Consider the following 25,441-nt stretch of genomic DNA (forward strand, 5'->3'; position numbering starts at 1 on the left):
GATAGTGTTACAACGGGCTCAAAGAGCCGGGGGAGAGGTTGACACCGTCGCCGCCAGCGAGCATCGTTTTGGGAGTCGTCATATCCCGTTTGTTCAACGGTCACACGAAGTTCGGCCACCGGATGATCCCGCGACGCTGACCAGGCCAGTGCCAGGCTTGAGTCGACGGGGGCTGAGATCGCCGGTGGTAAGCCCCCCGCGGGGCAGAGGTGGAAGAGGCTCGGCGGCCAGTAGACAACAGCCGGACGGTTCGCAGCCAGCGCATCGCCGGTTGGTCCGAAGGCGCGCCGAGCCTCTTTCCTCTTTTACCGGGTGAATTCCATCGGTGTGACTAGTTGAGGCGGGTGATCCGGCCGAGCGCCGGCACCTTCACCGGGGTGTTCTTCTGCAGGTAGCTCTCGAAGGCCTCGAGGTCGCGCGCCTTCTCGACCCGGTCGGTGCCCTCGGTCAGCACGCTGAAGCCGTCACCACCGGTAGCGATGAACGAGTTCGCTGTCACCCGGTAGTTCGCGGCCGGGTCGATCGGGACGCCGTTCAGCTTGATGCTCGCCGGGTCGATCTTGTCGCAGGCCGGCCGGGCGTTGTCGTAGGTGAACGTGAAACCACGCGAGACACCGAGCACCCGGGCCGTGGTCTGCCCGCACCACTGCTGTTCGAGCAGCCGGTGTACCTGCTCACCGGTCAGCGTCATCGTCACCAGCATGTTGCTGAACGGCTGCACCCGCAGCGCCTCGCCGTGCGTGACGACGTTGGGCAGGTCGTTCCCGGTCGGGCTGACGATCAGGTCGCCACCGATGCCACCGCCGTACGGCGGCTGGATCGCGATCTGCGCGCCGCCCTTGTCCGGCGCCGAGGTGGCGTCCAGCCGGGCGTCCGCGAGTACGTACGCCATCGTCGACTCGCCGGCCGCGTTCCGGGTCGCGGTCAGGTCGCCGGCGATCATGCCGACCGGCCGGTCGACCAGCGGCTGCGACCGCAGGTCGCTGGCCCGCTTGAGCTGGGTGAAGCGGCCGTCCGGGGTGATGTCGTGGGTGACGGTGACGTTCTCCGCCTGGTGTGCGACGACCTGGTCGGTCTTCCGGTCGACGGTGAGCGTGATCCGGGCGATCTCCCGGCCGTACCCGGAGGTCTGGATCACCGGGATGCCGTTGATCTCGCAGTTGTAGGCGTTGTGCGTGTGCGCCGAGAACACCGCGTCGACCTCGGGGTCGAAGTTCGCGACGATGTCCTTGATCGCGCCGTTCAGGGTGTTGCACTGGTTCGGCAGTCCGCCGCCGGTCTGCCCGCCGCCCTGGTGGATCAGTACGACGATCGTGTGCACACCCTTCGCCTTGAGTTCGGCGGTGTACTTGTTGACCGTGGCGGCCTCGTCGAGCCCCTCGAGCGGCGCGGTCGGGCCGGGTGCCTCCTTGAGCGAGTTCTTGTGCGTCAGGCCGATGATGCCGACCTGAACCCCGTTCACGTTCTTCACGATGTACGGCGGCATCACCGGTGCGCCGGTCCGCGGGTCGACGATGTTCGCGGCGAGGAACGGAAAGGCGGCGCCGCGGAAGCCCGGTACCGAGCAGCCGTCGATCGGGTGACAGCCGCCGTTCTGCATCCGGCGGAGCTCGGTCAGGCCCTCGTCGAACTCGTGGTTGCCGACGCTGGACACGTCCAGCCGGAGCTTGTTCAGTGCGTCGATGGTCGGCTCGTCGTGCTGCACGGTCGCGTTCACCGAGGTCGACGAGATGTTGTCACCGGCGGCGACCCGCAGCGTGCCGGTCGGGTTGGTGCGTTGCAGCCGGTCGAACTGCGCGGCGAGGTAGTCGATGCCGCCGGCCGGCACCGGCCCGTTCGGGGTCATCCCGAAGCTGGACGAGAGACCGGAGTGGAAGTCGTTGAGACCGAGCAGTTGGACGTCGACGGTACGGCTCTGGGCCGCGCTCGACGTGTGGTCGGTGGCGAGGCTGACGGCCCCGGCCTGACTGGGCAGCAGCACGGTGCCGGCCAGCAGCGCCAGTGCGGCGATCGGTTTACGCATGAGCGTCCCTCCCGGGAAGGTCTGGTCGGCGGTGACTGTAGACAGGACCACCCGATGAGTAAAGAGTCCCGCCGGATCCGGCCATTAGTGGGAATAGTTCACATCAGTTCCAACGATGCAGGCTGCAAATCAGAGTGAACTGTTGACATCAGAAGTGTGAATGGAGCAAATTCCTCTCATGGCAGAGCGCGATGAGAGGTATTCACCGACGGCCGGCGGGATCCTCACCAGGATCCGCGGCGTCGAGCCGACGCTGTCCGCGGCACACCGCCGGATCGCGGAGGTGATCCTCGCCGAGCCCGACGTGGTTGCCGCCTGCACGATCACCGAACTCGGGGAGCGCTGCGGTACGTCGCTGACCACGATCACGCGGTTCTGCCGTGGCCTCGGCCTCGGCGGGTACCCGGAGCTCCGGCTCGCGCTGGCCACCGAGCTCGGCCGCAGCCGGGCGAACGGTCCGTTGCGCAGGGCAATCACCTTCGCGCCGGACGACCCGACCAGTCAGGTTCTGCAGAGCCTCGTCATGAGCGACACCGCCGCGATGGACGAGACCGCCGCCCAGCTGGACGTCGCCGCGCTCGACCGGGCCGCCGCCGCACTGGTCCGGGCCAGGTTCACCGACTTCTTCGCGGTCTCCGGCAGCGCGGGCATCACGCTGGACCTGCAGCTGCGGCTGCATGCGGCGGGACGCCCGTGCGCGCTGTGGACCGACGTACACAACGCGCTCGCCAGTGCGAACGCCCGTGACCACCGAGACGTCGCCGTTGCCGTCTCGCACAGTGGCACGACCGCAGAGGTGGTCGAACCGCTGACCGTCGCCCGTGACCGCGGTGCCACCACCATCGCGATCACCAACTTCCCTCGCAGTCCGCTGGCCGAGGTGGCCGACATCGTGCTGACCACCGCGGCCGGCGAAAGCAGCCCGTTCCGGGCCGGCGCCATGGCGGCCCGGCACCCACAGATGCTCGTACTGGACTGCCTGTACGTCGGCGTCGTCCAGCGCACCCACGAGACCACGGACCTGCTGCTGACCTCGGCCACCGAGGTCATCGACAGGCATCGCCTGCCGCAACGTTGAATCCATCGCAACGCTGACCCCAGGAGACATCCGCCATGCGCCGTCTAGCCGGCCTGGCAGCCGCAGCCCTGCTCTGCGTCACTGCCGCGTGTGCACCCAGCAACAACAACTCCTCCTCGTCCGACTCCGGCTCGTCCGGCAGCAAGATCACGCTGTCGGTCTGGGGCTGGGGACCGGAGGAGAACTACGACAAGATGTTCGCCGAGTACGAGAAGGAGAATCCGAACGTCCACGTCGACGCGCGGTCCTTCACCGCGGCGACCGAGTACGACACGATCCTGGCCACCGGTCTCGCCGGTGACAGCGGTCCCGACCTGGCCTGGCTGCGCCCCGGCGCCCAGCTCCAGCCGCTGGTCGAGGCGGGTCGCCTGACCCCGCTGACGACCGAAGAGGTCCCGGCCCTGAAGGACTTCGACAAGAACGTCCTGCGCGCCGCGACCGGCGACAAGGACGGGAAGGTGTACGGCGTCCCGTTCGCCGTCCAGACGCTGCAGGTCATCTACAACAAGAAGATCTTCGCCGACAACGGCATCGAGCCGCCGAAGACCTGGGCCGACATGACCGCCGCGGCCGACAAGCTGAAGGCGAAGAAGATCGTCCCGTTCGCGTTCGGCGGCAAGGACGACTGGGTGCTGCCGATCGCGGCCAGCATCTTCGGCACCTCGCAGTGGGGTGGTGACGCGTTCCTGGCCGACGTGAAGGCCAAGAAGAAGAAGTTCACCGACCCGGCGTTCGTGGCCGGTGTCGACGAGCTCAACAAGCTCAAGCCGTACTTCCCCGACAACGTCGCCGGTGTGTCGTACACCGACGCGCAGATCCTGTTCTCGTCCGGCAAGGCCGCGATGTACCCGGGCGGTCTGTGGGAGCTCGGCTTTTTCAAGAAGAACGCCCCGGGCATCGACCTCGGCGTCTTCACACCGCCGGCGCCGGCGGGTGGCCAGGGCCTGATGCCGGGCTTCACCGACGGCTCGTACGGCGTCAGCGCGAAGACGAAGCACAAGGAGGAGGCACTGAAGTTCGCCTCCTGGCTGGCGACGAAGCAGTACGGCCAGCTCTACACCGACACGCTCGAGCAGTTCTCCGCCGTACCCGGCGTGGAGCCGAAGAACCCGCTGCTGAAGGACGTGTCGACGACCTTCAAGGAGCACGGCGCGGCGTACTTCATGAACGAATTCGCCTACGGCAACCCGTCGTCCCAGACCGTGTTCTCGAAGGCGTTGCAGGAGATGCTGCTCGGCCGCATCACGGCGCAGCAGGCGGCGGAGCGGCTCGACAAGAGCGTGGCCACATGGCTCTGAGCGGCACCCGGCGGAGGACGGCGTACCTGTTCGTCGTCCCCGCCTTCCTGCTGTACTCGATCTTCGTCGTCTATCCGTTGTTCACCGGCCTGACCTACAGCGTGTTCGAGTGGAAGGGCACGCTGCGGTCGACCTTCGTTGGGCTGTCCAACTACTCGCACCTGTTCACCGAGGTGTTCCGGAACGAGTTGCTGGCCGCGCTCGGGCACAACTTCCTGCTGCTGGCGGGCACGATCCTGGTGCAGAACACGCTCGGGCTCGCGTTCGCGGTCGCGCTGTTCGCCGTCCGCCGGGGCAAGCGCGCACTGCAGACGATGTTCGCGCTGCCGTACCTGGTGAACCCGTTGGTGATCGGTTACCTGTGGACTTTGTTGCTCAGCCCAACGTTCGGGCCGGTGAACTCGCTGTTGCGGGGCGCCGGCCTGGAATCGCTGGCGATGCCGTGGCTCGGCGACCCCAATACTGCATTGCTGACCGTGATCCTGATCAACACCTGGCAGTGGGTCGGCTTCCCGATGCTGCTGTTCAGCGCGGCGCTCGGTGGGATCCCGCCGGAGTACTCCGAGGCCGCGCGGACCGACGGCGCGAGCTCGTGGCGGGTGTTCTGGCACATCACGCTGCCGCTGCTGCGGCCGGCGATGGCGACCGTCACGATCCTGAGCTTCATCGGGTCGATGAACGCGTTCGCGCTGATCTACGCGCTCGGCGGCTCGAACGGCGCGCCGGCGGGTGCGACCGACGTACTCGGCCTGCTGTTCTACCGGACCGCGTTCGCCTCGGGTGACGTGAACGCGATCGGTACGTCGTCGGCGCTCGCGGTGTTCATGTTCGCGTTCATCTTCGGCTCGACGCTGGTACTGCAGCGGGTGCTTCGGAGTCGCTCGTGAAGACCCTGTGGGTGAAGGTTCTGCTCTGGGGGTACGCGGCGTTCTCGATGACCCCGTTGCTGGTGATGCTGATCAGCTCGCTCCGGCCGACCAGCGAGATCTTCGACAAGCCGCTCGGACTGCCGTCGCGGCCGAGCCTGGCGAACTACTCGAAGGCGTGGACCGAGGCGTCGTTCTCGACGTACGTCGTGAACTCGGTCGTGGTCGTGGTTGCGGCCGTGCTACTCGGTGCGGCCGTGTCGCTGCTGGCGGCGTACCCGCTGGGGCGGCAGGTGTTCCGTGGACGTTCGCTGTTCACGGCGTACTTCATCGGCGGCATGACACTGCCCGCGCACCTCGGCGTACTGCCCCTGTTCTACCTGTTGCAGAGCATGGGGCTGGTGGACTCGCGGCTCGGGCTGGTGCTCGTCTACGCGGCGGGGTCGATCCCGTTCAACGTGTTCGTACTGACCGCGTTCTTCCACCAGTTGTCCGACGAGCTGGACGAGGCGGCATCGCTGGACGGCGCCGGCATGTTCGCGACGTTCTGGCACATCATGATGCCGCTGGTGCGGCCCGCGATCGCGACCGTCGTGGTGTTCCAGTTCGTGCCGATGTGGAACGACTTCTTCTATCCGCTGGTGCTGATGCGGGACGAGAGCAAGCTGACGCTGCCGGTCGGCCTGACGCACTTCTTCGGCGAGTTCCAGAACGACTGGGGCACGCTGTTCGCCGGCCTGGTGATGACCACGATCCCGCTGGTGGTGCTGTTCGTCCTGGCCACGCGCCAGATCGTCGCCGGCCTGACTGCCGGCATGAACCGATGAGGACCTGATGACGCTGACGATCGCGGCCTTCTGGCCGCCACCTCCGCACGAGACGACCGTGGAGCGGTACCAGGAGATCGCCGATGCCGGGATCGATCTGGTGATCACGGGCAACTATCTGAGCGACAAGACGATCCTCAAGCATGCGCTGTCGTGCGCCTCGAAGGTGGGTCTGGGTGTGCTGGTCGCCTCGGACCCGCGGGTCGACGTCGTGATGCGGGACCTCGCGTTGCCTTCGGAACAGACGCGCGCGCTGATCGGGAAGGTGATCGACGACTACGCGCCGTACGACTCCTTTCGTGGGATCAGCTTGATGGACGAGCCTTACCCGGATCGGTACTCCGAGCTTGCCGTCGGGGTCGAGGCGGTGCGGGAGCGTGGATACCTTCCGTACGTCAACCTCTTCCCGAGTCACGCGACGGGGGAGTACTCGGCGTACGTCGGAGACTTCGTCGACCAGGTCCGGCCGGAGCTGGTGTCGTTCGACCGGTATCCGTTCCTGTCGTCCGGTTTCGACGAGGGGTACTTCGCGGATCTGTCGGCGATCCGGTCGGCGGCTTCGCGGGCCGGGGTGCCTGCGTGGATGTATGTGCAGACGCTCGGGTACGACGGGCACCGTACGCCGACCGCCGCCGAGATGGCCTGGCAGGTGAACACGGCGCTCGCCTACGGGTACACCGGGATCCAGTACTTCACCTACTGGACGCCGGACCCGTCGCGGGGCGAGGGGTTCCAGCCGGCGCTCGTACACGACGGGGTGCCGACGCCGCGGTACGACGCCGTACGGCAGCTGAACAACGACTGGCTTCGGCCGGTCGGGGCGGCGCTGGACGGGCTGGCGTGGCAGTCGGTGCGGCACGAAGGGGAGTTGGTCATCGGGGCGTACGGCGATCGTCATCTTTTTGTCTGCAACGCCCGATACGATTCGGTCAGTGAGGTGACACTGGGAGTGACCGGCCCGGTGAAGGCGTTCGATCCGGCCACTGGCTCGTTCGGGGAGTGCCCGGCGAGTTTCACGCTGGAGCCGGGTGCCGCGCGTCTGGTGGTGACTGACTGACTGGATACATTGGCGCCTCCGGGACGTTGTACGGTCGTGCGACCGGCGTCCGCCGGTGAAGTGAGGACAAGGGGTACCGCGTGGACCGGTTGAAGGCGCTGGGGCGGCTGTTGCCGCGGGTGGCGGTGGCCGTTGGCGCCGGGGCGCTGCTCGGGTTCGCGTTCGAGCCGCACGACCTGCCGTGGCTGACGATCGTCGCCGTGCCGCTGCTGCTGGCCGCGCTGCACGGGATCTCGATGAAGGCCGGCTTCCTGGTCGGCGCCGGCTTCGGGATCACGTACTACGCCGTCCTCGTTCCGTGGCTGAGTGTGATCGGCGGGGACGCCGCGATCGCGCTCGCGGTTCTCGAGGGGCTGTTCTACGCGGTCTTCGGGCTGTTCGCGACGCAGGTGCTGAAGCTGCGGTTGTGGCCGCTGTGGATTCCCTGTCTGTGGGTGGCGACCGAGTTCGCGACCGCGTCGGTGCCGTTCGGCGGGTTCCCGTGGGGACGGCTCGCGTGGGCGTTCGCGGACGCTCCGCTCGGGCGGCTGGCGGCGTACGTCGGGATCCCCGGGCTGAGCTTCGTCGTCGCGTTCCTCGGCGTGCTCGTGTACGCCGTACTGCGCCGGGGGACCGCGCTGCGGATGCGCGCCGTGTCGCTGGTCGCGGGGCTCGCGATCGTGTTCGGCACTGCGCTGATCCACCTGTCGCTCGCCGGCGACGGGAAGAGCGTGACGGCCGCGATGGTGCAGGGCAACGTACCGGGCAAGGGGCTGGAGTTCCTCGGCCGGGCGCGGACCGTGACCCGCAACCACCTGCAGGCGACGCTCGACCTGCAGAAGGACGTCGAGGCGGGAACGGTGAAGAAGCCGGACCTGGTGATCTGGCCGGAGAACTCCACGGACATCGACCCGTACAAGGACGACGAGACTCGGGCGGACATCGAGGAAGCCGTGCACGCCGTCAACGTGCCGATCCTGGTCGGCGCGGTCACCGAGGGGCCGGGGGAGAACGAGCGGCAGACGACGGGCATCGTGTGGGACCCGGTGAGCGGCCCGGGCCAGCGGTACGCGAAGCGGCATCCCGTTCCGTTCGGTGAGTACATCCCGTTCCGCGACCAGTTGCTGCCGTACATCCACCGGCTCGAGATGGTCGGCGCGCAGACCGTGCCCGGCGTCGGGCCCGGGGTGATGCCGATTCGCGGGGTGAAGTACGGGGACGTGATCTGCTTCGAGTTGGCGTACGACAACGTCATCTCGGACGTGGTGAAGGGCGGCGCGCAGGTCCTGATCGTGCAGACGAACAACGCGACGTACGGGGGTACGGGGCAGCCTGAGCAGCAGTTCGCCATCACCCGGATGCGCGCGATCGAGACGGGCCGTACGGTGCTGATCGCCTCCACCAGCGGCATCTCCGGCGTGATCCGGCCCGACGGGTCGGTCGAACACAAGTCGGCGCAATTCACCCGCGACGTGTACGTGACCCAGGTCCCCCTGAAGGACGGCCAAACCCTCGCGACCATCATCGGCGGCTGGCCCCAGTGGATTCTGACCGCCCTGGGACTCCTCGGCTTGGTACTCGCGTTGGTCGGCCGTCGTCGTACGCGCACCGACAAGACCCCGCCGCCTGCGTCGGGTTCCGCGGTGGAGCGCGAGAAGGTGCCGGCCTGACAGTCGGGGTATCCCCTGAGCGGCCCCCGAGCGCGGCGGTAGGGCGTGGGAACGGCTGCCGCGACCTGTAACACTGGGGTGAACTTGCGGGAAGGAACCTGACAATGCCGTGGCTCATCGGACTGGCTCTGTTGCTCGTGCCCATCGTGGAGATCTACGTGATCATCCAAGTAGGCCATGCGATCGGCGGCTGGCCGACCATCGGCCTGCTGATCCTCGAAAGCGCGCTGGGCGCCTGGTTGGTGAAACGCGAAGGCCGCCGTGCTTGGAAGGCTCTCCAGTCGGCCCTGCAAACCGGCAAGCTCCCCGGCCGCGAACTGACTGACGGAGGCCTCGTACTGATCGGCGGCACCCTCCTGCTCACCCCAGGCTTCGTCACCGACATCTTCGGCTTCTTCTTCATCCTCCCCTTCACCCGCCCCCTGGCCCGCCGCGCAGTAACCCGCTTCATCAACCGCCGAGCCACCACCCTCACCCCACCCGCCTTCACCACCTTCATCCCCGGCCCCACCCAACCCCACCACCCCTCCGGCGACGTAATCCAAGGCGAGGTCATCGACCCGGAAAAGAAGTAGCCCTACGCCCGCTCCGCGGGTGCTCGGGTCGCTCCGCTCCCTCCCGCACCCACTCCACGCGCCCCACCCACCCCCGGGCTTGCGCCCGGTGCGGCCGGCTACCGCCGGCACTTGCTCGCTGGCGCTCGCGGGTCCCTGGCTGGCGCCGGGGGCTGCTCGCTGGCGCTCGCGGTGACTCGTCGCTGAGCGTTTACGCGTGACCCAGACAGCACCGTGTGTCGGCCCGAAGGAATCCGCGCCGTCTGTCAGCCCCGACCGTGCGTGCGAACTGTTCTTCCCAGACACCCGGTGAATCGCGCGGTGGGTCAGACAGACCGAAGTGCCTCCTGCAGCCCGCCTACAGTGCCCTCGCCGGGAAACCGCCGCCGCAGCTCCTGATCCAGCTCGCTAGCAATCATCCGTAGATGGACTTTGCTCTGCCGACCGTCCTTCAACCCTTCGACGCCGAGCCCGACAGCCTGCTCGAGATCACCCTCGCGCCCGGCGACGAACGCCAACGTCAGTCTGCACTCGGACACCCGCATCGGGCTCAACTCGGTGCCGTCGGTGCGATGTTGTCGCGGACGACGGATACGGCGTACTCACCGGCGTGGACGTTGTCCTCGGCCATCCGGTGAATGTCCATCGAGTAGTAGTCCCACTTCGCCGGATCCACCTTGAAGTGATTGTCCGGCCGGTCCGGGTACGGCAGAGCCGCGAGGAGATCACGGCCTGATTCGAGCAGCGTAGACAGACCTGATTCACCAAGCCGCGCCCGCGCCTTGGCCTCCTGAGCGAGCAGCTGCACCTGGACACTGGTGCCCTGAGCAACAGCTTGCCCCCGCCTCGAAGCCTCGACCGCCTGCCGGAACCGGCCCTGCGTCAGAGCGAACCACGCTGTCATCTCGTGACCCCACCCAACAATCTCCGGATGGCCCGCCTCCGCACCGAGCTGCGCGGCCGCCACCCGCGTGGACTCCGCCGCCGTACCCATCCCAAGGTCGTACTCAACACAGCCCGCGAGCAACGCAAGCCATCCGCCGGCCACCAACAGGTCCGTATGTGCCCTCAGCCCAATCGGACGCCGCAGGAGGCTCCCGACGTACTGCAGCCATTCATGCGCTTCTTGACGCAGCTCGAGCGCATCGCGCCGGTTGTACTGGCAGCACAGCTCCTCAACGGTCGAGTGCAGCGCCTCGATGGTGTTCGGCGTTGTGTCAGACGACTGCAGACGAGAGACCAGCTCGGCCGTCTGCCAAGGTGTGTCGTTGAGTTTCGCGGTTGCGTCCTGGTGGGCCGCCGCGATCAGCTCGCCCTTCGCACGCAATGCGGAGTCACAAGCCCGCGCGACCTCATCGGTCGCGGGCTTCCGGCCGTTCTCGATATTCGAGAGATAGGACCGGCTGAAGTGCGTCGCTCGTGCCAGATCACCAAGCGACCACCCGCGATGGTCGCGGTACTCCTGGAGACGACTCCCGAACGACATGACCCCAGTGTCACCCAAGCTCTGTATCCCTGTCTCCCGCTACCAAGGGATACGCGGGAATGATCGATCCGCCCCGCCGCATGGGCCAGGATCTGGCCATGACCGAAACGAGGCCGGGGCCAGAGAACAGGTCCGCAGAGTGGCCGATCCTGCGGGCTGCACAAGACTTCGACTGTGACGGAAGGAATCCCGCCAACGGCCGTAGCTGCATCCTTGGTCACCACCACGGCTACCACCGAGATGAGATCGGCTCGGAGTGGCTGGACGACTGATGCGCCGCAAGATCCACCGCCTGCTTGACCGCTACTCGCCCTGGCGACGCGGATACGACGAAGGCTTTGAGGGAGGCATCTGGATAGCCGCCGCCTACGTCGACCGGTTGTTGTCGACGCAACGCGGCTGGACCATCACCCGCCCCGAGGTTCAAGATCTCGCAGCCCAGATCCGCAGGGAGCTGCGCTAGTCCGGTCAGGTCGGCATGTAAGCCCGTGTTTCCCCCGCCTTGCCGACCTGACCGCTCCACTCACATATTCGAAGTCGGAGAATTCGAAGGCTCAACGGCCTGGGAGGCCGCCTCCAGGGCAGTGATAGCGAACAAGGCTCGCTGAAACAACCCGATGACGACGACCCTTCGTCTAGCAGCTATTCGGGGGCCTCGCCCGGTGCGGTCCCGGCGCTGTCGGAGTGATTCGCCTGCTGATCCACCCATTCTTGTTCTTGCTCGCGCCGCATATTTACCAGATCTTCGTCCTGCAGAAATTCGGCAAGTTTCCATGCTGGCGCGACATGCATAATTCCGGAATTCTGCTCCACCACCCAACGCCCCGGGACTCGCGTTACCCTGTCTGGCTCGAGGACCGGCCTGTAGTCGGCATCATGACCCCAGTCAATCCCAATGAAGCCTATGACTCCCCGCCTGCCGGGCGCGGACCGCAGGGCTTGCCCGGGCTCGGGCGCGTCCTCATCCCATTCCATGCGGTAGGGGCTCCCGGGCTGCCGGTTCAGGAATACAGGTGACCCGCTATAGCCGCTCAGAGACCGCGCTTCGACCAGGAAGCTATCAACGAGAGTTCCCCGTGGATGGAGTATCTTCTCGCTCGGGAGCATTGAGATAATTCCCAGGCGCACTGTCGGACTATTCTCCTGCCGACCCTCATGATTAATGTAGCGTCCGACAAAGAACACGTCGTCCCCTGGCCCTACGTTCAATGTTGCCAACTCGTCCTCTGTCATAAACCAGTGAGTCCGCTCGATCGCGAAGTACCGGTGTGCCTCCGACAGGTGGATCGGGCAGATCGCGATGTCATCCCCGTCTGGATGGTGCAGCCATTGGTCGCCGTCCAGCTCAAGAACGTCTATGCCGCCCTGCTTGTTGTTCAACCTGACGACGGGTGATCTTCCTTCTCGGATGACGTGGCTGTTGGTTACGGCATAAACGGCGCGTGGAGCGCCCTGTGTCGTGGCCGGCTCAGAAATCAGGAAGCCCGTGCCGCCGACCTGCTCTCCGGCCTGCGCGTCCTGGTGTGACGGGTAGAGGTAGATCACGGAGTCGAGCAGGAAGTCAGGGATGCGCGCCAAGATCGGCTCCCAGCACTCGGATAGGCTGCAGAATCAGCTCAGACGCGTCAGACGTCGCCATTGGCCCATCATAGATCGGCCGATCGGTCTGTCATCCGCCTAGCACACCGCGCCGGCAACGGGTAGCGGTGGAGCGGATTTAGAGAAGTTCTGGTCTATCCACGACGTGGATTGTCAATGCACCCGTCGTGCATCACCGCTCCTTGGACTTGTCACCTTCATATACACCTGTTCGATATGTGACTGAAGACCACCCGCATGTTCCAGCTATCACGAGCCGATTCCCGAGGGCTGGAACATATGAGGCGGGCCATAGCACGGATTCTGCGCTGCCAACCGAAACCGACGATCGTCGTCGGACAGGGCCAGACCCAGTCAGATGCCTGCCACATGGGTGTGTGTTGCCGCAAGTCAAGGCGACGTTCTCGACGAGAAGGCGGGGGCGTGGGATTCGAGTCGCCGGCCATACTGGTTCTCAAGATCGGAGCGCCCATGACTGGGTCAGGTTGACATCGGATCTCATATGCGCATGCTCGTTCCTCAGATGGCGAGGTCCAGGGCTTGGACATAGCTTGCGCCGCTGGTGAGTGGATGGATCCGACTAGGGGCATTCGTTGCGGTAGGCGGATCGCGTGGGTTCTGTCGGTGACGCTCCCGCCGGCGGGCGCTTCGGTAGTTCGCTGGCCCGGGTAGTCACTCGCGAGCGGTAGCGAGCAGCTCGCCGGCGGGAGCCGGCAAATCCCGGCGGGAGCCGGAAGGGGATGCAACCGCGCTAAGCGGGGGGCGGGAGGGAGTGCGCGGAGTGGGCGCGTCTGAGGAGCGGAGCGACGAAGGGAGCGGCCGCGTAGCGCGCGGGGGTCTTCTACCTGTAGATGGTTCTGGCGGTTTGGGTGAAGGAGAGGGTTAGGGGCGTGGAGGTGGTCCAGGCGATTACTACTGGGCTGGGCGGGAGGTCTGTGAGGGGGATTGTGGTTAGTTCTGGGCCGGGGTTGGGGTGGGGCAGGGGAGTCAGGCCGATGGTTGCGTTCCAGAGGACGGATTGGAGGCATTCCTGGACGGCGCGGACTACCGGGCCTTCGCGGGGTTGGTTGCCGTTCCAGTAGGACTGCCAGATCGGGTCGGTGCCGGCGGGGAACTGGAACCAGCGGCGGTCGGCGAGGTCGGCGAGGGTGAGGGATTCGCGGATGGCGAGCGGGTCGTCGGAGCGGAGTACTACGCCGACCGGGTCGGATCGGAGTTCGACGACGTGCAGGCCCGTCTGGTCGAAGGGGCCGCGGGTGAGGGCGATGTCGACGAGGCCGGCGCGGAGGCCGCAGGTGGGGTCGTCGAGGTCGGCTTCGCGGATGTGGATGTCGACGTTCGGATGGCGGGCGCGGTAGGCGGCGGCAAGTCTGGAGATGTCCGGGTCGGTGCTGTCGCTGAGGATGCCGACGGTCAGCGAGGTGGCGCCGGCGACCGCGGCGACCCGGGTGCGGACCTGGTCGGCTTGGGCGAGTAGGTTGCGGGCATCGGCCAGCAGCGCGGTTCCGGCGGCGGTCAGGGTGACGCCGGCCGAGGAGCGGTTGAACAGCGCCGTACCGAGGTCGGCTTCGAGTTGGCGGATCGCCCGACTCAGCGGAGGCTGGCTCATGTAGAGACGGGTGGCGGCGCGGCCGAAGTGGAGCTCCTCGGCGACGGCGACGAAGTACCGGAGCGTGCGTAGTTCCATCACCTGCGACGATACCTGTCGGGTATCGGCGATGCCGGACAAGTCTTGGACGCGACACCACCGTCGGTGGTCGGCTGGACGCATGCTCGAAGACCCCATCGTCAATCTGTCCGACATCCAGGAACTCGCCCGCGACCTGGTCGTGATCCCGAACCGGAACGTCGACCTCGTGCCGAACATCGCGCTCATCGGCGGCACCGAAGCGGTACTCGTCGTCGACACCGGCCTCGGTCCGCGGAACGCACGGCGTGTACTGGAGTTCGCGGAGGAGTACGCTGCCGGCCGCCGGATCCACCTCACGACAACGCACTTCCACCCGGAGCACGCATTCGGTGCGGGCGTGTTCGCGGGCGAGGCGACGTACCTCGTGAACCGTGCGCAGGCCGACGACCTGACCACCAAAGGCGAGGGGTACCTCGCGATGTTCCGTCAGCTCGGCGAGCCGGTCGCGCGTCAGCTGGAGGCCGCGACAATCCCGGTGCCGGACCTGACGTACGACGAAACGTACGAGCTGGACCTCGGCGGCCGGGTGGTCGAGCTCCGGGCGACCGGACGCGCGCACAGCAAGGGGGATCAGGTCGTGTCGGTCCCGGATGCGGGCGTACTGCTGACCGGCGACCTCGTCGAGACGGACCAGTTCGCGATCTTCCCGTGGTTCCCGCCGTACGACGTCGACGTGTCAGGCGTGCGCTGGATCGACGTACTCGATCGACTGGCCGCGGAACGCCCGCGGATCGTCGTACCCGGGCACGGCGACGTCGGCGACGTGCGCCTGCTCGCCCAGGTCCACGACTACCTCGTCGAACTGCGCGACGAGACGTGGAAGCGCCGTGACTCCGCGGAATCCGAGGACACGATCGCCGCCGAAGTGCGCGCGCTGATGATCGAGCGCCACCCCGACTGGCGCCTCCCCGAATGGATCGACCGTGGCGTCGGCTGCCTCTGCGCCGAACACCAAGCCGCCGCCAACCAAGCCGCAGCGAACCAGGCCGCCGCCGACTAGGCAGGTTCCACAACACGTCGGCGGGTCGCCAGCCGGGCGGTGAGGAGGCAGAAGGCGACGAGTACGGCAGCCAGCAGGAGGCGGTCCGGTGTGGTTTTCGCGCGGGTGAGGAGTCCGAAGATCGTGTGGGCAATCAGAGCCGCGCCGATCGCGGCGACTCGGTGCTCCGTGGTCCAGGCAGGGCCGCCGCTCCAGCGGGCGAGGAACCGGGCAGTGACGATGGCGACGGCGGCGGCGAGCGTCATCGGTAGCAGAACCCAGTTGCCGTGGGCAAAGGCCGGCCGATGGGCGCCACCGATCGGGAACAGCAACGCGAGGAACGCCAGGGTCGCCAACCCGCAGCTCACCCCGACGACTGCGGGAGCCGGCACCGGTAGGACGAACTGTTGAGCGGTCCGGGTGGGGAGGACGCGGAGGGCGAGCAGGCCGCAGATGGCGATGAGAGCGACGACGAGGAGGATCGCGGTGGCGGACATCTGGTAGTGAGGGTCCTCCGAGGGCGGGACTGCCAGCCGGAGTAGTACGGCCCCGAGCAGGGTGACGAACGCGGTGATGATCAGACCCGGCCGTCGCAGGTACGGCTGCTGACCAATGCGGGGGAAGAGGAGTTCGACCAGAGCGATCGGGATCAGAACGCTGAACACGACGTGATACGGCAGGTTGAGTTCGGTGTACGTCGTGTTGATACCGAACACGCGAGGCCCCCAACCGGCCGCGCCGTAGAGGTGCGGGCTGGTCAGGCTCTGGAGCGCCAGCCCTTCCTCGAGCAGGCCGTAGCAGACCCCGAGCAGCGCGATCGTCGGCCAGCCGCCACCGGAACGGCGGGCGAGCTCCCGCACCAGCAACGCGCCGGCGCCGTAGATCGGGACGTACATCAGCACGAGATACAGCATCCGCACCGGAACCGTACCAAGGGAGAACTCCGCGATCAGTGGCGTCAGCACCACCAGCGTCCACGCAGCCTTCCCGGCGCCTGGCTGCCTAGCCGGCCTCGGCGGCCGCGGGAACGCGGCCCGGACCGGCTTCAGGTTGGTGATGACAACAAGGGCCGCGAGCAACAACCACTGGATGACCTGCACCGAACGCAACCACATCGGGTACGCCCCGGTCAGCAGGAGGTAGCTGACGGCAACGAGCCCGGCCAGCGAGAGGGTCCGGACCCGGACGTACGCACCTCGCCGGCCGCGGCGCATCCGGCGGGCGACGAACCAGTAGAACGCGGCGATGAGCAGTACCGTCGAGGCCCGGATCCAGATCGAGATCCGGAGCTCCTCTGCAGTCTTGGTGCTGCCGTGGAGCAGTTGGTAGTCCACAACCTGCGCCGTGAACGTCAGAGTGAGAACGGCGAAGACAGCCGTCGCGCCCAGGTTCGCGAACAGCAGGACGACCGCCCGCCGGACCCACACGGCGGCCGTCGGTGGCAGGGCGGTGTCCGCCGGGGAGGTCGTCATACCTCGGAGATTAGGGACGGCTCGGGATCCTGGCATCCGACCAAAGTCGAGGTTCGCGTGACCATCGGGGGTGAGTAGGGGAGACTGACCCGGTGATGATGCTCGGTCGGCGGATCGCCGGGTGGTTGCGGCGTCGGGATCCTGGATTGGCGGCTACCCGGCGGGCGGCGCGGACGGCGGTGGTGATGCCGTTGCTGTTCGCGTTCTGCGCGGGCGTCCTGAAGGCACCGACCATCGCCACCTTCGCCGCGTTCGCCGCGTTCGCGATGCTGTTGCTGGTCGACTTCTCGGGCAGCGTGCTGCAGCGGATCCGCGCGCAGGTGCAGTTGGCGGTCGCGTGGCTGGTGCTGGTGTCACTCGGGACCTTGGCCGGGTACTCCATCTGGACCGCGATCGTGGCGACCGCGGTCGTGGGGTTCGCCGTACTGTTCTCCGGTGTCGTCAGCTCCGTACTCGCGGGTGCCGGTACGTCGCTACTACTGTCGTTCATCCTGTCCGTCGCGACGCCTGGCTCGCTGTCGACGCTGCCTGATCGGCTCGCCGGGGTCGCGATCGCTGCCGTCGCGGCGGTCCTCGCCGTCTCTTTCCTCTGGCCGCGCGCGTCCGTCGATCCGCTCGGTGCCCCGGCTGCGCAGGTGTGCCGGGCGGCCGCGGCGCAGCTCCGGTCCGAGGCGCTGGACTCGGCCGAGGTCTGCGTCGTCAAGACCCAGGCGACCGCGACGGCGATCGACGAACTTCGCCGCAGGTTCACCGCGACGCCGTACCGCCCGACCGGATTGTCGACCGGGTCCCGCGCGCTCGTGCGGCTGGTCGACGAGCTGACCTGGCTGAGCGGCATCGTCGGCGGACAGGGGCCGGAGGCAACGACCTGCGACGCGGAGTCGGCCGCTGTACACCTCGCCGCCGCGCAGGTGCTCGAGAACTGCGCCGAGCTGCTCGAGAACCCGACGCAGATTGTTGACAATCTTACCAGCGCAGTACAGGAACTCCGCGACGCGGTGGCGAAGCTCGAGGACGGCGCGGTCGACCGGCTGCCCGCGACCTACCGGTCCGAGGCCGATCTGCTCGGCAGCCTGAACGTGTCGTTCCGCGCGCAGGAGATCGCGTTCGGCGTACTGCTGATCGCGCAGAACGTCGAGGCCGCGCGCCGCGCCGATCAACGGACGTGGACCGACCGTCTCCTCGGCCGCGATCCGAGTGCGCTCGCCGGTCCGTTCACCAGCGCCACCGAACGAGCAGCAGCACACCTCGAGCCGCACTCGGTCTGGCTCCACAACAGCATCCGTGGCGCGGTCGGCCTCGCGGCCGCGGTCGCGCTGGCGAACGTGACCGGCGTACAGCACGGCTTCTGGGTGATCCTCGGGACCTTGTCGGTACTGCGTTCCAACGCGCTCAGCACCGGCCAGAACGCGTACCGCGCGATCGGCGGTACGGTCGTCGGCTCGGTCATCGGCGCCGTACTGCTGCAGCTGATCGGCGACAACCGGACCGCGTTGTGGATCCTGCTGCCGATCGCGGTCCTGGTCGCCGGGATCGTACCGGCGGCGATCTCGTTCGCGACCGGTCAAGCCGCGTTCACGGTGACGCTCGTGATCCTGTTCAACATCGCGCAACCGGAAGGCTGGTCGCTGATCCTGTTCCGGATCGGCGACATCGCGCTCGGTTGCGCGGTCAGCGTCGCGGTCGGCCTGCTGTTCTGGCCGCGCGGCGCGTCGAAGGCGGTCGGCAAAGCGCTGGCCGAGGCGTACGTCGACAGCGCGCAGTACCTCGTCAGCGTCGTCGGGTACGCCGTGTCCTGCTGCGCGCCCGGTCCACTCGCGCCACAGGACGGGCGACGCGCGGCGGCCGCGGCGCGCCGGCTGGACGACACGTTCCGCACCTACCTCGCCGAGCGCGGTGCGAAGACCGTGCCGTTGAGCGAGATGACCGCGCTCGTCACGGGTGTGGTCGGAGTGCGGCTGGCGGCGGACGCGGTACTGGAGCTCTGGCAGCGGTACGCCGACGGCCGGCCGCCGTCGGACGATCGGGCCGCGGCGCAGGCCGCGCTGCTCGTGTCGGCGGACCGGCTCCTGAAGTGGTACTCGAACCTTGCGGGTGCGCTGGACGGTCGTACGGCAGTACCCGAGCCGCTGGCGCACGACCACCCGGCGAAGACGCGGCTCGTCGACGCCGTACGGCACGACCTGTACGACGCCAACGACCAGGCGACGCCGACCGCGATCCGGATCCTGTGGACGCACGACCACCTCGAGGTCGTACGCCGTCTGCAGCCGGGCCTCGTCACGGCCGCGGCTAGCTCGACGCGAACGGACCCTTCGGGCTGAACGCGTACTCGACGAACCGATCGGCCATCACTTGATGGGTGGCGGCGTCGGGGTGCAGGTCGTCGAGCAGCGGGTGCGCGGCGTTGTCGGCCGCGCCGTACAGCGTCCGGCCGTCGAGGTAGTGCAGGTTCGGGTCGGTGAGGGCGCGCTGGGCGACGACGCGTTCGAGTTCGGCGCGGATCACCGAGAGGGTGAGCTTGCCGGCCGCGACCTCGTCGGGGTTGCCGGTGGCGGTGAAGGCGAGCTTGCCTTCGGCGAGGGCCTCGAGGTTCCAGCCGGTCGGGCCGGGCGTGTGCTCGTGGATCGGGCAGAGGATCGAGGAGACGATCAGCAGCGGCGTGTCCGGGTGGCCGTCGCGGATCGTGTCGAGGAACCCGTGCACGCCGGGGGTGAACGTACGCAGCCGGAGGCTGTCGGAGTTCACGATGTTGATGCCGAGCTTCAGGCTGATCAGGTCGGCGGGCGTGTCGCGGATCGTGCGCGCGTAGAACGGCTGCAGGTACGCGCTGCCGCCGAAGCCGAGGTTGAGCAGGTCCACGTCGGCGGCGGCTGCCACGAGGGCCGGCCAGGTCCCGGTCGGGTGGGTCGCGTTCGAGCCGTGGCTGATCGAGCTGCCGTGGTGCACCCAGCGGCGCGCCCTCGGCCGGACCGGCTCGACCGGGGAGTCGGTGCGGAGGGCAACGAGTTCGGTGGTCTCGTCGTGCGGGAGCCAGATCTCGACTGTCTTCGGTACGGCCGGGAGGTCTTCGATACGGAGGGTTTGGGCGGTGCCGTCGCGGGTGTCGGTCGTGCCGGTCATCAGGTCGATGGTGATGACGTTGCCGTCCGGGGCGGTGAGCTGGGTGGTGAGCTTGCCGTCGACCAGTACGTCGTACACGCCGTCGGGGCGTGGGGGAGCGCCGATGTAGTCGCGTTTCGTCGGGAGGGTGTCCAGTTCGATGACGGTGGCGGCCGTACGGAAGACGAGGCGGACGCCCGAGGGCTGGGTGTCGACCATGTCGGTCTGTGGGTCGACGTACTGCGCTCGCGCCCAGGCCGGGAGGCGGTGTGGGAGGTGGCCGCGGGCGGTCTGCTCCAGGTCGAGGGCGCCGCGAAGGAGCTCTTCGGTGATGGGGACGGTCTGCATATCAGCTCCAGTTGCGGAGGAGGTTGTCGAGTGCGGCGAGGATCCTTGGCCAGCTGTCGGCGCTGTCCGGTTGGCTGTGGCTGAAGGAGCCGGCTAGTTCGAGGGTGACGTAGCCGTGGATGACGCTTCCTAGTAGCCGTACGGCGTCTGTTTCGGCTGGCTCGTCCAGGTCGTACGCCCGCAGGACCGCGCGCATCAGCTCCGAATGCCTCCTCCCGGCGGACATGTACTCCGTTCCCAGGACTGAGGTGGAGGGGGTGCGGCGGGCGCGCTGGTGCGGGGCGGGCGCGGCGGCGGGCGGCTGTGGGGCGGGCGCGGCGGCTGACGGCGCGGCGGCTGGCGGGTGTGGGGTGGGCGCGGCGGCTGACGGCGCGGCGGATGACGGGTGGGGGGTGGGCGTGGCGGCGGGCGGGTGTGGGGTGGGCGCGGCGGCTGACGGCGTGGCGGCGGGCGGGTGTGGGGTGGGTGGGAGGTAGCGGGAGGCTGTGTAGCGGCCGGGGTGGGTTTGGGCGTAGGTGCGGTAGACGTCGGCCAGGGCGGCTAGGGCGTCGGCGCCGGCTCGGCCTGCTACCGCGTGCGCGGCTTGGTCGGCCAGTTCGGTGAGGGCGACGGTGGCTATGCGTGTCTTGAGGTCGTCGGAGTTGCGGACGTGGGAGTACAGGCTGGCGACCTGCACGTCGAAGCGGCGGGCCAGCGCGGACACGGTGACCTGGTCGAAGCCGAGCTCGTCGGCCAGGTCGGCGCCCGCGACGGCGAGGCGCTCGCCGGTCAACCCTGCTCTAGCCATAATTCATTATGGAATTACCTAAAGCCTTTAGGCAAATCGGCATATGAGAAAGCCCTCACCGCGCCGTTGCGGTGAGGGCTTCCCGACGGGTCAGGCCGTGCGCTTGGTCCGGTGCAGGTGCGCCGGGCCGATCTCGCCCTTGCGGAGCAGTTCGACCCGCTCGGCCAGCAGCTCCTCCAGCTCGGAGATGCTCCGGCGCTCGCGCAGCATGTCCCAGTGCGTACGCGCCGGCTTCTCCTGCTTCGGCTCCGGCTTCTCGCCGGTGGAGCGGGCGGCCTCGCTGCCGCAGTGCGGGCACTCCCAGACCGCGGGCACCTCGGCGTCGTGCGCCATCGTCACCTCGACCACGTGGCCGCGGGGGCAGTCGTACGTGATCATCTGGCGCGGCGCGAACTCGACACCACGGTCATCCTCGAAGCTGACCCCACCCAGCCCCGAACCACGCAGTACGCGATTAGACATGTCAAACCTCCGAGATCGTCATCCGTGCCAACGGTCGGCCGGCCCGGATCATTCCCATTTTGGCATGTCCGAGCCATATGTACGCACCTGACAGCCCTTGATAACACCGTCGTGACCCGGCGTCATCGAGTGTTTACAGAGCACGGTGTGTCGGGTGCCGACCGACGTACGACGTTCCAAATCGATATCTGGTTCACAGCCCGTTGCCAGGAATCGAGGATCTCCTCCTCAGTAATCGTCCTTAGCCTCAGCGTCCATGGTGCTACCCCGCCACAAGCTCCGTGGCCTCAGTTTCGTGAACGTGGCCCTGGTGGCCATTGTGCTCGTGATCGGCGTGACCGCCTACTTCTTGTTCTTCAAGAAGGATCCGCCGGCCGCCAGCGCGACCCTGCCGTCCGTAGCCGTCCAGCGGGGTGAGGTCACCGCGAGCGTCAGCTCGAGCGGCACGCTGCAGAGCTCGCAGACCGCGGCACCGCAGTTCGAGACCTCCGGCACGGTCACCCAAGTACTGGTGAAGGTCGGTCAGGTGGTGGCCAAAGGTACGGCGATCGCCAAGGTGGACCCATCCTCGGCAGAGCGGCAGCTGGTGATCGCCCAGCAGAACCAGATCGCGTCGGCGAACTCGGTGACCGCGGCGGAAGGCACCCTCAGCGACGCGCAGGACGCGCTCGAAACTGCCGAGGAGGCGTCCGCCTCCCCGTCGCCGACGCCCACGAACGGTCAGCAACAGCAGACGCAGTCTCAAGGTCAGGGTCAGGCCCAGAGCCCTGAAGTTGCCGTGAGCAACGCCGAGGCGAACCTGGCGAAGGCGAAGGCCGACAAGGAACAGGCCGACCAGAACGTCGACGCCGCCCAGGCCGCGGTCGACGCGACCACCCTCAAGGCACCGATCGCCGGCACCATCACCGCAGTCAACGGCACGGTCGGCTCGGTCGCCGGCGGCTCCAGCTCAGGTTCAGGATCCGGCAGCAGCGGGGGACAAGGCTCAACCTCAGGTCAAGGTTCATCCTCGACGTCGACCAGTACGTCGTCCACGTCCGGTACCGGCTTCGTCGACATCGCCGACCTCAAGTCGCTGCAGGTGGTGGCCGCGTTCGCGGAGGCCGACGCGATCAAGATCAAGGCCGGCCAGTCCGCGACCGTCACGCTGAACGCGGAGCCCGGTACGACGCTGACCGCCTCGCTGGCCACCGTCTCGCCGACCCCGACGACCACGAACGGCGTCGTCTCGTACTCGGCGACCTTCAGCCTCGCCAAGCTTCCGGCGAACGCCCGGATCGGCCAGACCGCGAACGTCACGGTCCAGACCGCGAAGGCCACGAACGCGCTGTACGTCCCGAGCACCGCGATCACGACGAGCGGTACGACCTCCACGGTGACGATGGCCGACGGCAGCGGGACCCGTGAGGTGAAGGTCGGCGTACGCGGCGACAGCTACACGCAGATCACGTCCGGCCTGAACGAGGGCGACCGGATCGAACTGCTCCAGGGCACGATCGGGGGTACGGGCACCCAGAACGGGCAGAACCGCCAGGGTGTCGGCGGCGGGCAGTTCCCGGGTGCCGGCACCGGCGGCTTCGGGCGCGGGACCGGTGGCGTCGGCGGTGGTGCTGGTGGTGGCGCCGGTGGTGGTGCTGGTGGTGGTTTCGGTGGCCGCTGAGTCCCTGATCGAGCTCCGGGACGTCACCAAGACGTACGGCCACGGCGAGACCGCGGTGCACGCGCTGCAGGGCGTGTCGCTGCGGGTCGAGGCGGGGGAGTACGTCGCGGTGATGGGTTCGTCCGGATCCGGCAAGTCGACGTTGATGAACATCCTCGGCTGCCTCGACGTACCGTCCCGCGGGGAGTACTGGCTGGACGGCAGCAACGTCGCCCGGCTGACCGAGGACCAGCAGGCGCTCGTCCGCGGCCGCAAGATCGGGTTCGTCTTCCAGTCGTTCAACCTGATCCCGCGCACCACCGCGCTCGCGAACGTCGAGCTGCCGCTCACGTACGCACACCTGCGCCGGGCCGAACGGCGGCGGCGGGCGAACCGCGCGCTGGAGCTGGTCGGGCTCGCCGACCGTACCGGGCACCGCCCGAACCAGCTGTCCGGCGGCCAGCAGCAACGCGTCGCGATCGCTCGCGCACTGGCGACCGGACCGCGGATCCTGCTCGCCGACGAACCGACCGGGAACCTGGACGCGCACTCGACCGACGAGGTGCTGGGCATGTTCGACGACCTGCACGCCGACGGGCGGACGATCATCGTGATCACCCACGAGCACGAGGTCGCGGCCCGCGCGCGGCGGCTCGTCCACGTGTCCGACGGCCGGATCGTGCGCGACGAGGTGACCCGCTGATGTCACCACGCGACCTGATGGGCGCCGCGCTCCGCGGCCTCACCGCGAACAAGCTCAGATCGCTGCTCACCGTCCTCGGCGTGTCGATCGGTGTCGGTGCGGTCATCGTGTTGGTTGCAGTCGGCAACGGTTCCGCGAAGGCCGTGCAGCAGCGGCTGGAGGCGATGGGTACGAACCTGCTGACGGTCTCCACGACTGGTGGCGGCGGCGGCTTCGTCCGCGGTCAGGCCGGTCCGGCGAACCAGCAGTACAGCCTCACGCTCAACGACGCCGCGGCACTCGCGGACAAGGCGCTCGCTCCCGACATCGCGTCCGTCGCGCCGGTGATGACCAGCTCCGGTACGGCGACCAACGGCGACACGAGCTACACGGTCAACCAGGTGATCGGTACGACACCGGCGTACCTGCCGGCGACCAACACGCCGGTGCAGCTCGGGCAGTCGTTCACGCAGGCGGACGTGGACACGTCGCAGCGGGTGATCCTGCTGGGACAGACGGCCGCGACCGAACTGTTCACGCGGCCGGCCAGCGCTGTCGGGCAGACGATCAAGCTCGGGGCCGTCGACTTCACCGTCCTCGGGGTACTTGCGAGCAAGGACAGCACCGGGTTCAACGACCCGAACGCGACCGCGATCGTCCCGATCAACACGCTGCGCGCGACCCAGGCCGGGTACGGCGCACTGAACCAGATCGTCGTCCAGGCGTCGGACAAGGACCGGGTCGACATGGCGCAGGCCGAGGTCACGCAGTTGCTGACGGCGCGCCACCAGGTACCGGCGACCGAGACGACGTCGCCGTTCCGGATCACGAACTCGGCCCAGATCCTGCAGACCAGTCAGGACACCGCGGCGACGTTCACCGCGCTGCTCGCGACGGTGGCCGCGATCAGCCTGGTCGTCGGTGGCATTGGCGTCACCAACATCATGCTGGTCACCGTCACCGAGCGGACCCGGGAGATCGGCATCCGCAAGGCCCTCGGTGCGCGGCGGCGGACGATCCTCGGCCAGTTCCTGATCGAGGCGACGCTGCTCAGCCTGATCGGCGGTGCGGTCGGGGTCGCGGCCGCGCTGATCGTCACCCGCTTCCAGCTGGCCGGCGTACAGCCGGTGCTGGTGCCGTCGTCGATCGGACTCGCGCTCGGCGTGTCCGCGGCGGTCGGCCTGTTCTTCGGCAGCATGCCGGCGCACCGAGCCGCCGGTCTCCGTCCCATCGATGCACTACGTCACGAGTGAGAGTGGAACTGTCATGAGTAGCAACCAGACGCCGGACGAGTTCGCCCAGATCGGGTCCGACGAAGAGGTCGACGCGGCGTTGAAGCCGAAGAAGACCCTGAACCTTCCGCTGGCGACGGCGATCCTGGCCGGCATCGTCGTGCTCGCGATCGGGCTGGCGGGCGGTGCCGGGCTGCACGCGGCGTTCGCGTCGGACAGCACGTCGAACCAGCCGCAGGCCGGGCGCGGGTTCGGTGGGTACGGCGGGTTCCGCGGCCAGAACGGCGGGGCTGGGCCTGGGGCGCAGGGCGGTGGTCAAGGTGGCGGGACCATCGGGACAGTTGTCTCTGCGAACAGTTCCGAGCTGGTGGTGAAGACGCAATCCGGCAACGTGACGGTCAAGCTGACCGGTACGACCACGTACGACATCACGTCCAAGGGCACCGCCGCGGACCTGAAGGCCGGCGAGCAGGTCGTCGTCACCGGCGACAACGCGAACGGCACGATCACCGCGAACACCGTCCGCCAAGGCAGCTTCGGCGGCTTCCGCGGCAACCCAAGCGCAACCCCCTCCTCCCGCTGAGGATCCCCAGGCCATCCCAATCGCCCGC

Annotated in this window: 22 protein-coding genes; 14 read left to right on the top strand and 8 right to left on the bottom strand. The window is 67.8% G+C overall.

Annotation, left to right across the window (positions count from 1 at the left end):
- Positions 1-331: 331 nt before the first annotated feature.
- The gene (locus ACFYRU_RS20070) at positions 332-2,023 is read right to left on the bottom strand and encodes a bifunctional metallophosphatase/5'-nucleotidase (RefSeq protein WP_387660894.1); all 1,692 of its coding nucleotides are present in this window, start codon (positions 2,021-2,023) and stop codon (positions 332-334) included.
- Positions 2,024-2,201: 178 nt separating this feature from the next.
- On the opposite strand from ACFYRU_RS20070, the gene ACFYRU_RS20075 reads away from it, so the two are divergent.
- The 7 genes from ACFYRU_RS20075 (at position 2,202) to ACFYRU_RS20105 (ending at position 9,373) form a co-directional block, all read left to right on the top strand.
- Entirely contained in the window at positions 2,202-3,101 is a 900-nt protein-coding gene (locus ACFYRU_RS20075) for a MurR/RpiR family transcriptional regulator (RefSeq protein ID WP_387660897.1), read from the top strand.
- Between the two features lie 35 nt (positions 3,102-3,136).
- Entirely contained in the window at positions 3,137-4,399 is a 1,263-nt protein-coding gene (locus ACFYRU_RS20080) for an extracellular solute-binding protein (protein ID WP_387660899.1), read from the top strand.
- Positions 4,390-5,286 carry a carbohydrate ABC transporter permease gene (locus ACFYRU_RS20085; RefSeq protein ID WP_387660902.1) on the top strand — a complete coding sequence of 299 codons (897 nt, stop codon included), beginning with the start codon at positions 4,390-4,392 and terminating at the stop codon, positions 5,284-5,286. The genes ACFYRU_RS20080 and ACFYRU_RS20085 overlap by 10 nt, the downstream gene beginning before the upstream one ends.
- Positions 5,283-6,092 carry a carbohydrate ABC transporter permease gene (locus ACFYRU_RS20090; protein ID WP_387660905.1) on the top strand — a complete coding sequence of 270 codons (810 nt, stop codon included), beginning with the start codon at positions 5,283-5,285 and terminating at the stop codon, positions 6,090-6,092. Before ACFYRU_RS20085 ends, ACFYRU_RS20090 begins: the two co-directional genes overlap by 4 nt.
- A gap of 7 nt (positions 6,093-6,099) precedes the next feature.
- Positions 6,100-7,149 carry a hypothetical protein gene (locus tag ACFYRU_RS20095; protein ID WP_387660908.1) on the top strand — a complete coding sequence of 350 codons (1,050 nt, stop codon included), beginning with the start codon at positions 6,100-6,102 and terminating at the stop codon, positions 7,147-7,149.
- Between the two features lie 80 nt (positions 7,150-7,229).
- Positions 7,230-8,798: an apolipoprotein N-acyltransferase gene (lnt, locus tag ACFYRU_RS20100; protein WP_387660911.1), complete on the top strand. Its 1,569-nt coding sequence runs from the start codon at positions 7,230-7,232 to the stop codon at positions 8,796-8,798.
- Between the two features lie 104 nt (positions 8,799-8,902).
- Positions 8,903-9,373 carry an FxsA family protein gene (locus ACFYRU_RS20105; RefSeq protein ID WP_387660913.1) on the top strand — a complete coding sequence of 157 codons (471 nt, stop codon included), beginning with the start codon at positions 8,903-8,905 and terminating at the stop codon, positions 9,371-9,373.
- Between the two features lie 529 nt (positions 9,374-9,902).
- Here the strand turns inward: ACFYRU_RS20105 and ACFYRU_RS20110 are convergent.
- Positions 9,903-10,838 (bottom strand): helix-turn-helix domain-containing protein, encoded by a 936-nt coding sequence (locus tag ACFYRU_RS20110; RefSeq protein ID WP_387660916.1) that lies wholly within the window; start codon positions 10,836-10,838, stop codon positions 9,903-9,905.
- Between the two features lie 271 nt (positions 10,839-11,109).
- Here ACFYRU_RS20110 and ACFYRU_RS20115 point away from each other — a divergent pair, with 271 nt between their 5' ends.
- On the top strand, positions 11,110-11,301 hold the full coding sequence (locus ACFYRU_RS20115; RefSeq protein WP_387660919.1) for a hypothetical protein: 192 nt from the start codon (positions 11,110-11,112) through the stop codon (positions 11,299-11,301).
- 179 nt (positions 11,302-11,480) lie between these two features.
- Here ACFYRU_RS20115 and ACFYRU_RS20120 read toward each other — a convergent pair whose 3' ends face one another.
- The gene (locus ACFYRU_RS20120) at positions 11,481-12,416 is read right to left on the bottom strand and encodes a trypsin-like peptidase domain-containing protein (protein WP_387660922.1); all 936 of its coding nucleotides are present in this window, start codon (positions 12,414-12,416) and stop codon (positions 11,481-11,483) included.
- Positions 12,417-13,278: 862 nt separating this feature from the next.
- Positions 13,279-14,124, bottom strand: coding sequence for a LysR substrate-binding domain-containing protein (locus ACFYRU_RS20125; RefSeq protein WP_387660925.1), 846 nt, complete (start codon positions 14,122-14,124; stop codon positions 13,279-13,281).
- 82 nt (positions 14,125-14,206) lie between these two features.
- On the opposite strand from ACFYRU_RS20125, the gene ACFYRU_RS20130 reads away from it, so the two are divergent.
- Positions 14,207-15,127 (top strand): MBL fold metallo-hydrolase, encoded by a 921-nt coding sequence (locus ACFYRU_RS20130; RefSeq protein WP_387660928.1) that lies wholly within the window; start codon positions 14,207-14,209, stop codon positions 15,125-15,127.
- Here ACFYRU_RS20130 and ACFYRU_RS20135 read toward each other — a convergent pair.
- The gene (locus ACFYRU_RS20135) at positions 15,124-16,578 is read right to left on the bottom strand and encodes a hypothetical protein (protein ID WP_387660931.1); all 1,455 of its coding nucleotides are present in this window, start codon (positions 16,576-16,578) and stop codon (positions 15,124-15,126) included. The genes ACFYRU_RS20130 and ACFYRU_RS20135 overlap by 4 nt on opposite strands.
- A gap of 95 nt (positions 16,579-16,673) precedes the next feature.
- Here ACFYRU_RS20135 and ACFYRU_RS20140 point away from each other — a divergent pair, with 95 nt between their 5' ends.
- Positions 16,674-18,902, top strand: coding sequence for an FUSC family protein (locus ACFYRU_RS20140; protein WP_387662916.1), 2,229 nt, complete (start codon positions 16,674-16,676; stop codon positions 18,900-18,902).
- On the opposite strand, the gene ACFYRU_RS20145 is transcribed toward ACFYRU_RS20140, so the two are convergent.
- The 3 genes from ACFYRU_RS20145 to ACFYRU_RS20155 all read right to left on the bottom strand — a co-directional run bounded on the left by ACFYRU_RS20145 (position 18,871) and on the right by ACFYRU_RS20155 (position 21,277).
- Positions 18,871-20,028 (bottom strand): GDSL-type esterase/lipase family protein, encoded by a 1,158-nt coding sequence (locus tag ACFYRU_RS20145; protein ID WP_387660934.1) that lies wholly within the window; start codon positions 20,026-20,028, stop codon positions 18,871-18,873. The genes ACFYRU_RS20140 and ACFYRU_RS20145 overlap by 32 nt on opposite strands.
- A gap of 1 nt (position 20,029) precedes the next feature.
- Positions 20,030-20,815, bottom strand: a complete 786-nt coding sequence (locus ACFYRU_RS20150; protein WP_387660937.1) for a TetR/AcrR family transcriptional regulator — start codon at positions 20,813-20,815, stop codon at positions 20,030-20,032.
- A 90-nt stretch (positions 20,816-20,905) separates the two neighbouring features.
- Entirely contained in the window at positions 20,906-21,277 is a 372-nt protein-coding gene (locus ACFYRU_RS20155) for an RNA polymerase-binding protein RbpA (protein WP_130448290.1), read from the bottom strand.
- 310 nt (positions 21,278-21,587) lie between these two features.
- Between ACFYRU_RS20155 and ACFYRU_RS20160 the strand changes: the two genes are divergently transcribed.
- The 4 genes from ACFYRU_RS20160 to ACFYRU_RS20175 are packed head-to-tail and all read left to right on the top strand — an operon-like array spanning position 21,588 to position 25,413.
- On the top strand, positions 21,588-22,937 hold the full coding sequence (locus tag ACFYRU_RS20160; RefSeq protein WP_387660941.1) for an efflux RND transporter periplasmic adaptor subunit: 1,350 nt from the start codon (positions 21,588-21,590) through the stop codon (positions 22,935-22,937).
- Positions 22,927-23,619: an ABC transporter ATP-binding protein gene (locus ACFYRU_RS20165; protein ID WP_387660944.1), complete on the top strand. Its 693-nt coding sequence runs from the start codon at positions 22,927-22,929 to the stop codon at positions 23,617-23,619. The genes ACFYRU_RS20160 and ACFYRU_RS20165 overlap by 11 nt, the downstream gene beginning before the upstream one ends.
- Positions 23,619-24,851: an ABC transporter permease gene (locus ACFYRU_RS20170; RefSeq protein ID WP_387660947.1), complete on the top strand. Its 1,233-nt coding sequence runs from the start codon at positions 23,619-23,621 to the stop codon at positions 24,849-24,851. Before ACFYRU_RS20165 ends, ACFYRU_RS20170 begins: the two co-directional genes overlap by 1 nt.
- 13 nt (positions 24,852-24,864) lie before the next feature.
- Positions 24,865-25,413 carry a hypothetical protein gene (locus ACFYRU_RS20175; RefSeq protein ID WP_387660950.1) on the top strand — a complete coding sequence of 183 codons (549 nt, stop codon included), beginning with the start codon at positions 24,865-24,867 and terminating at the stop codon, positions 25,411-25,413.
- Positions 25,414-25,441: the final 28 nt, after the last annotated feature.

Origin of the sequence: Kribbella sp. NPDC004536, assembly GCF_042873835.1 — a bacterium.
GTDB lineage: Bacteria > Actinomycetota > Actinomycetes > Propionibacteriales > Kribbellaceae > Kribbella.

Coding starts and splice junctions, on each gene's coding strand:
- ACFYRU_RS20070 (WP_387660894.1), bottom strand. CDS start 2,023: ATGCGTAAACCGATCGCCGCACTGGCGCTGCTGGCCGGCACCGTGCTG.
- ACFYRU_RS20075 (WP_387660897.1), top strand. CDS start 2,202: ATGGCAGAGCGCGATGAGAGGTATTCACCGACGGCCGGCGGGATCCTC.
- ACFYRU_RS20080 (WP_387660899.1), top strand. CDS start 3,137: ATGCGCCGTCTAGCCGGCCTGGCAGCCGCAGCCCTGCTCTGCGTCACT.
- ACFYRU_RS20085 (WP_387660902.1), top strand. CDS start 4,390: ATGGCTCTGAGCGGCACCCGGCGGAGGACGGCGTACCTGTTCGTCGTC.
- ACFYRU_RS20095 (WP_387660908.1), top strand. CDS start 6,100: ATGACGCTGACGATCGCGGCCTTCTGGCCGCCACCTCCGCACGAGACG.
- ACFYRU_RS20105 (WP_387660913.1), top strand. CDS start 8,903: ATGCCGTGGCTCATCGGACTGGCTCTGTTGCTCGTGCCCATCGTGGAG.
- ACFYRU_RS20110 (WP_387660916.1), bottom strand. CDS start 10,838: ATGTCGTTCGGGAGTCGTCTCCAGGAGTACCGCGACCATCGCGGGTGG.
- ACFYRU_RS20115 (WP_387660919.1), top strand. CDS start 11,110: ATGCGCCGCAAGATCCACCGCCTGCTTGACCGCTACTCGCCCTGGCGA.
- ACFYRU_RS20125 (WP_387660925.1), bottom strand. CDS start 14,124: ATGGAACTACGCACGCTCCGGTACTTCGTCGCCGTCGCCGAGGAGCTC.
- ACFYRU_RS20130 (WP_387660928.1), top strand. CDS start 14,207: ATGCTCGAAGACCCCATCGTCAATCTGTCCGACATCCAGGAACTCGCC.
- ACFYRU_RS20135 (WP_387660931.1), bottom strand. CDS start 16,578: ATGACGACCTCCCCGGCGGACACCGCCCTGCCACCGACGGCCGCCGTG.
- ACFYRU_RS20140 (WP_387662916.1), top strand. CDS start 16,674: ATGATGCTCGGTCGGCGGATCGCCGGGTGGTTGCGGCGTCGGGATCCT.
- ACFYRU_RS20145 (WP_387660934.1), bottom strand. CDS start 20,028: ATGCAGACCGTCCCCATCACCGAAGAGCTCCTTCGCGGCGCCCTCGAC.
- ACFYRU_RS20150 (WP_387660937.1), bottom strand. CDS start 20,815: ATGGCTAGAGCAGGGTTGACCGGCGAGCGCCTCGCCGTCGCGGGCGCC.
- ACFYRU_RS20155 (WP_130448290.1), bottom strand. CDS start 21,277: ATGTCTAATCGCGTACTGCGTGGTTCGGGGCTGGGTGGGGTCAGCTTC.
- ACFYRU_RS20170 (WP_387660947.1), top strand. CDS start 23,619: ATGTCACCACGCGACCTGATGGGCGCCGCGCTCCGCGGCCTCACCGCG.
- ACFYRU_RS20175 (WP_387660950.1), top strand. CDS start 24,865: ATGAGTAGCAACCAGACGCCGGACGAGTTCGCCCAGATCGGGTCCGAC.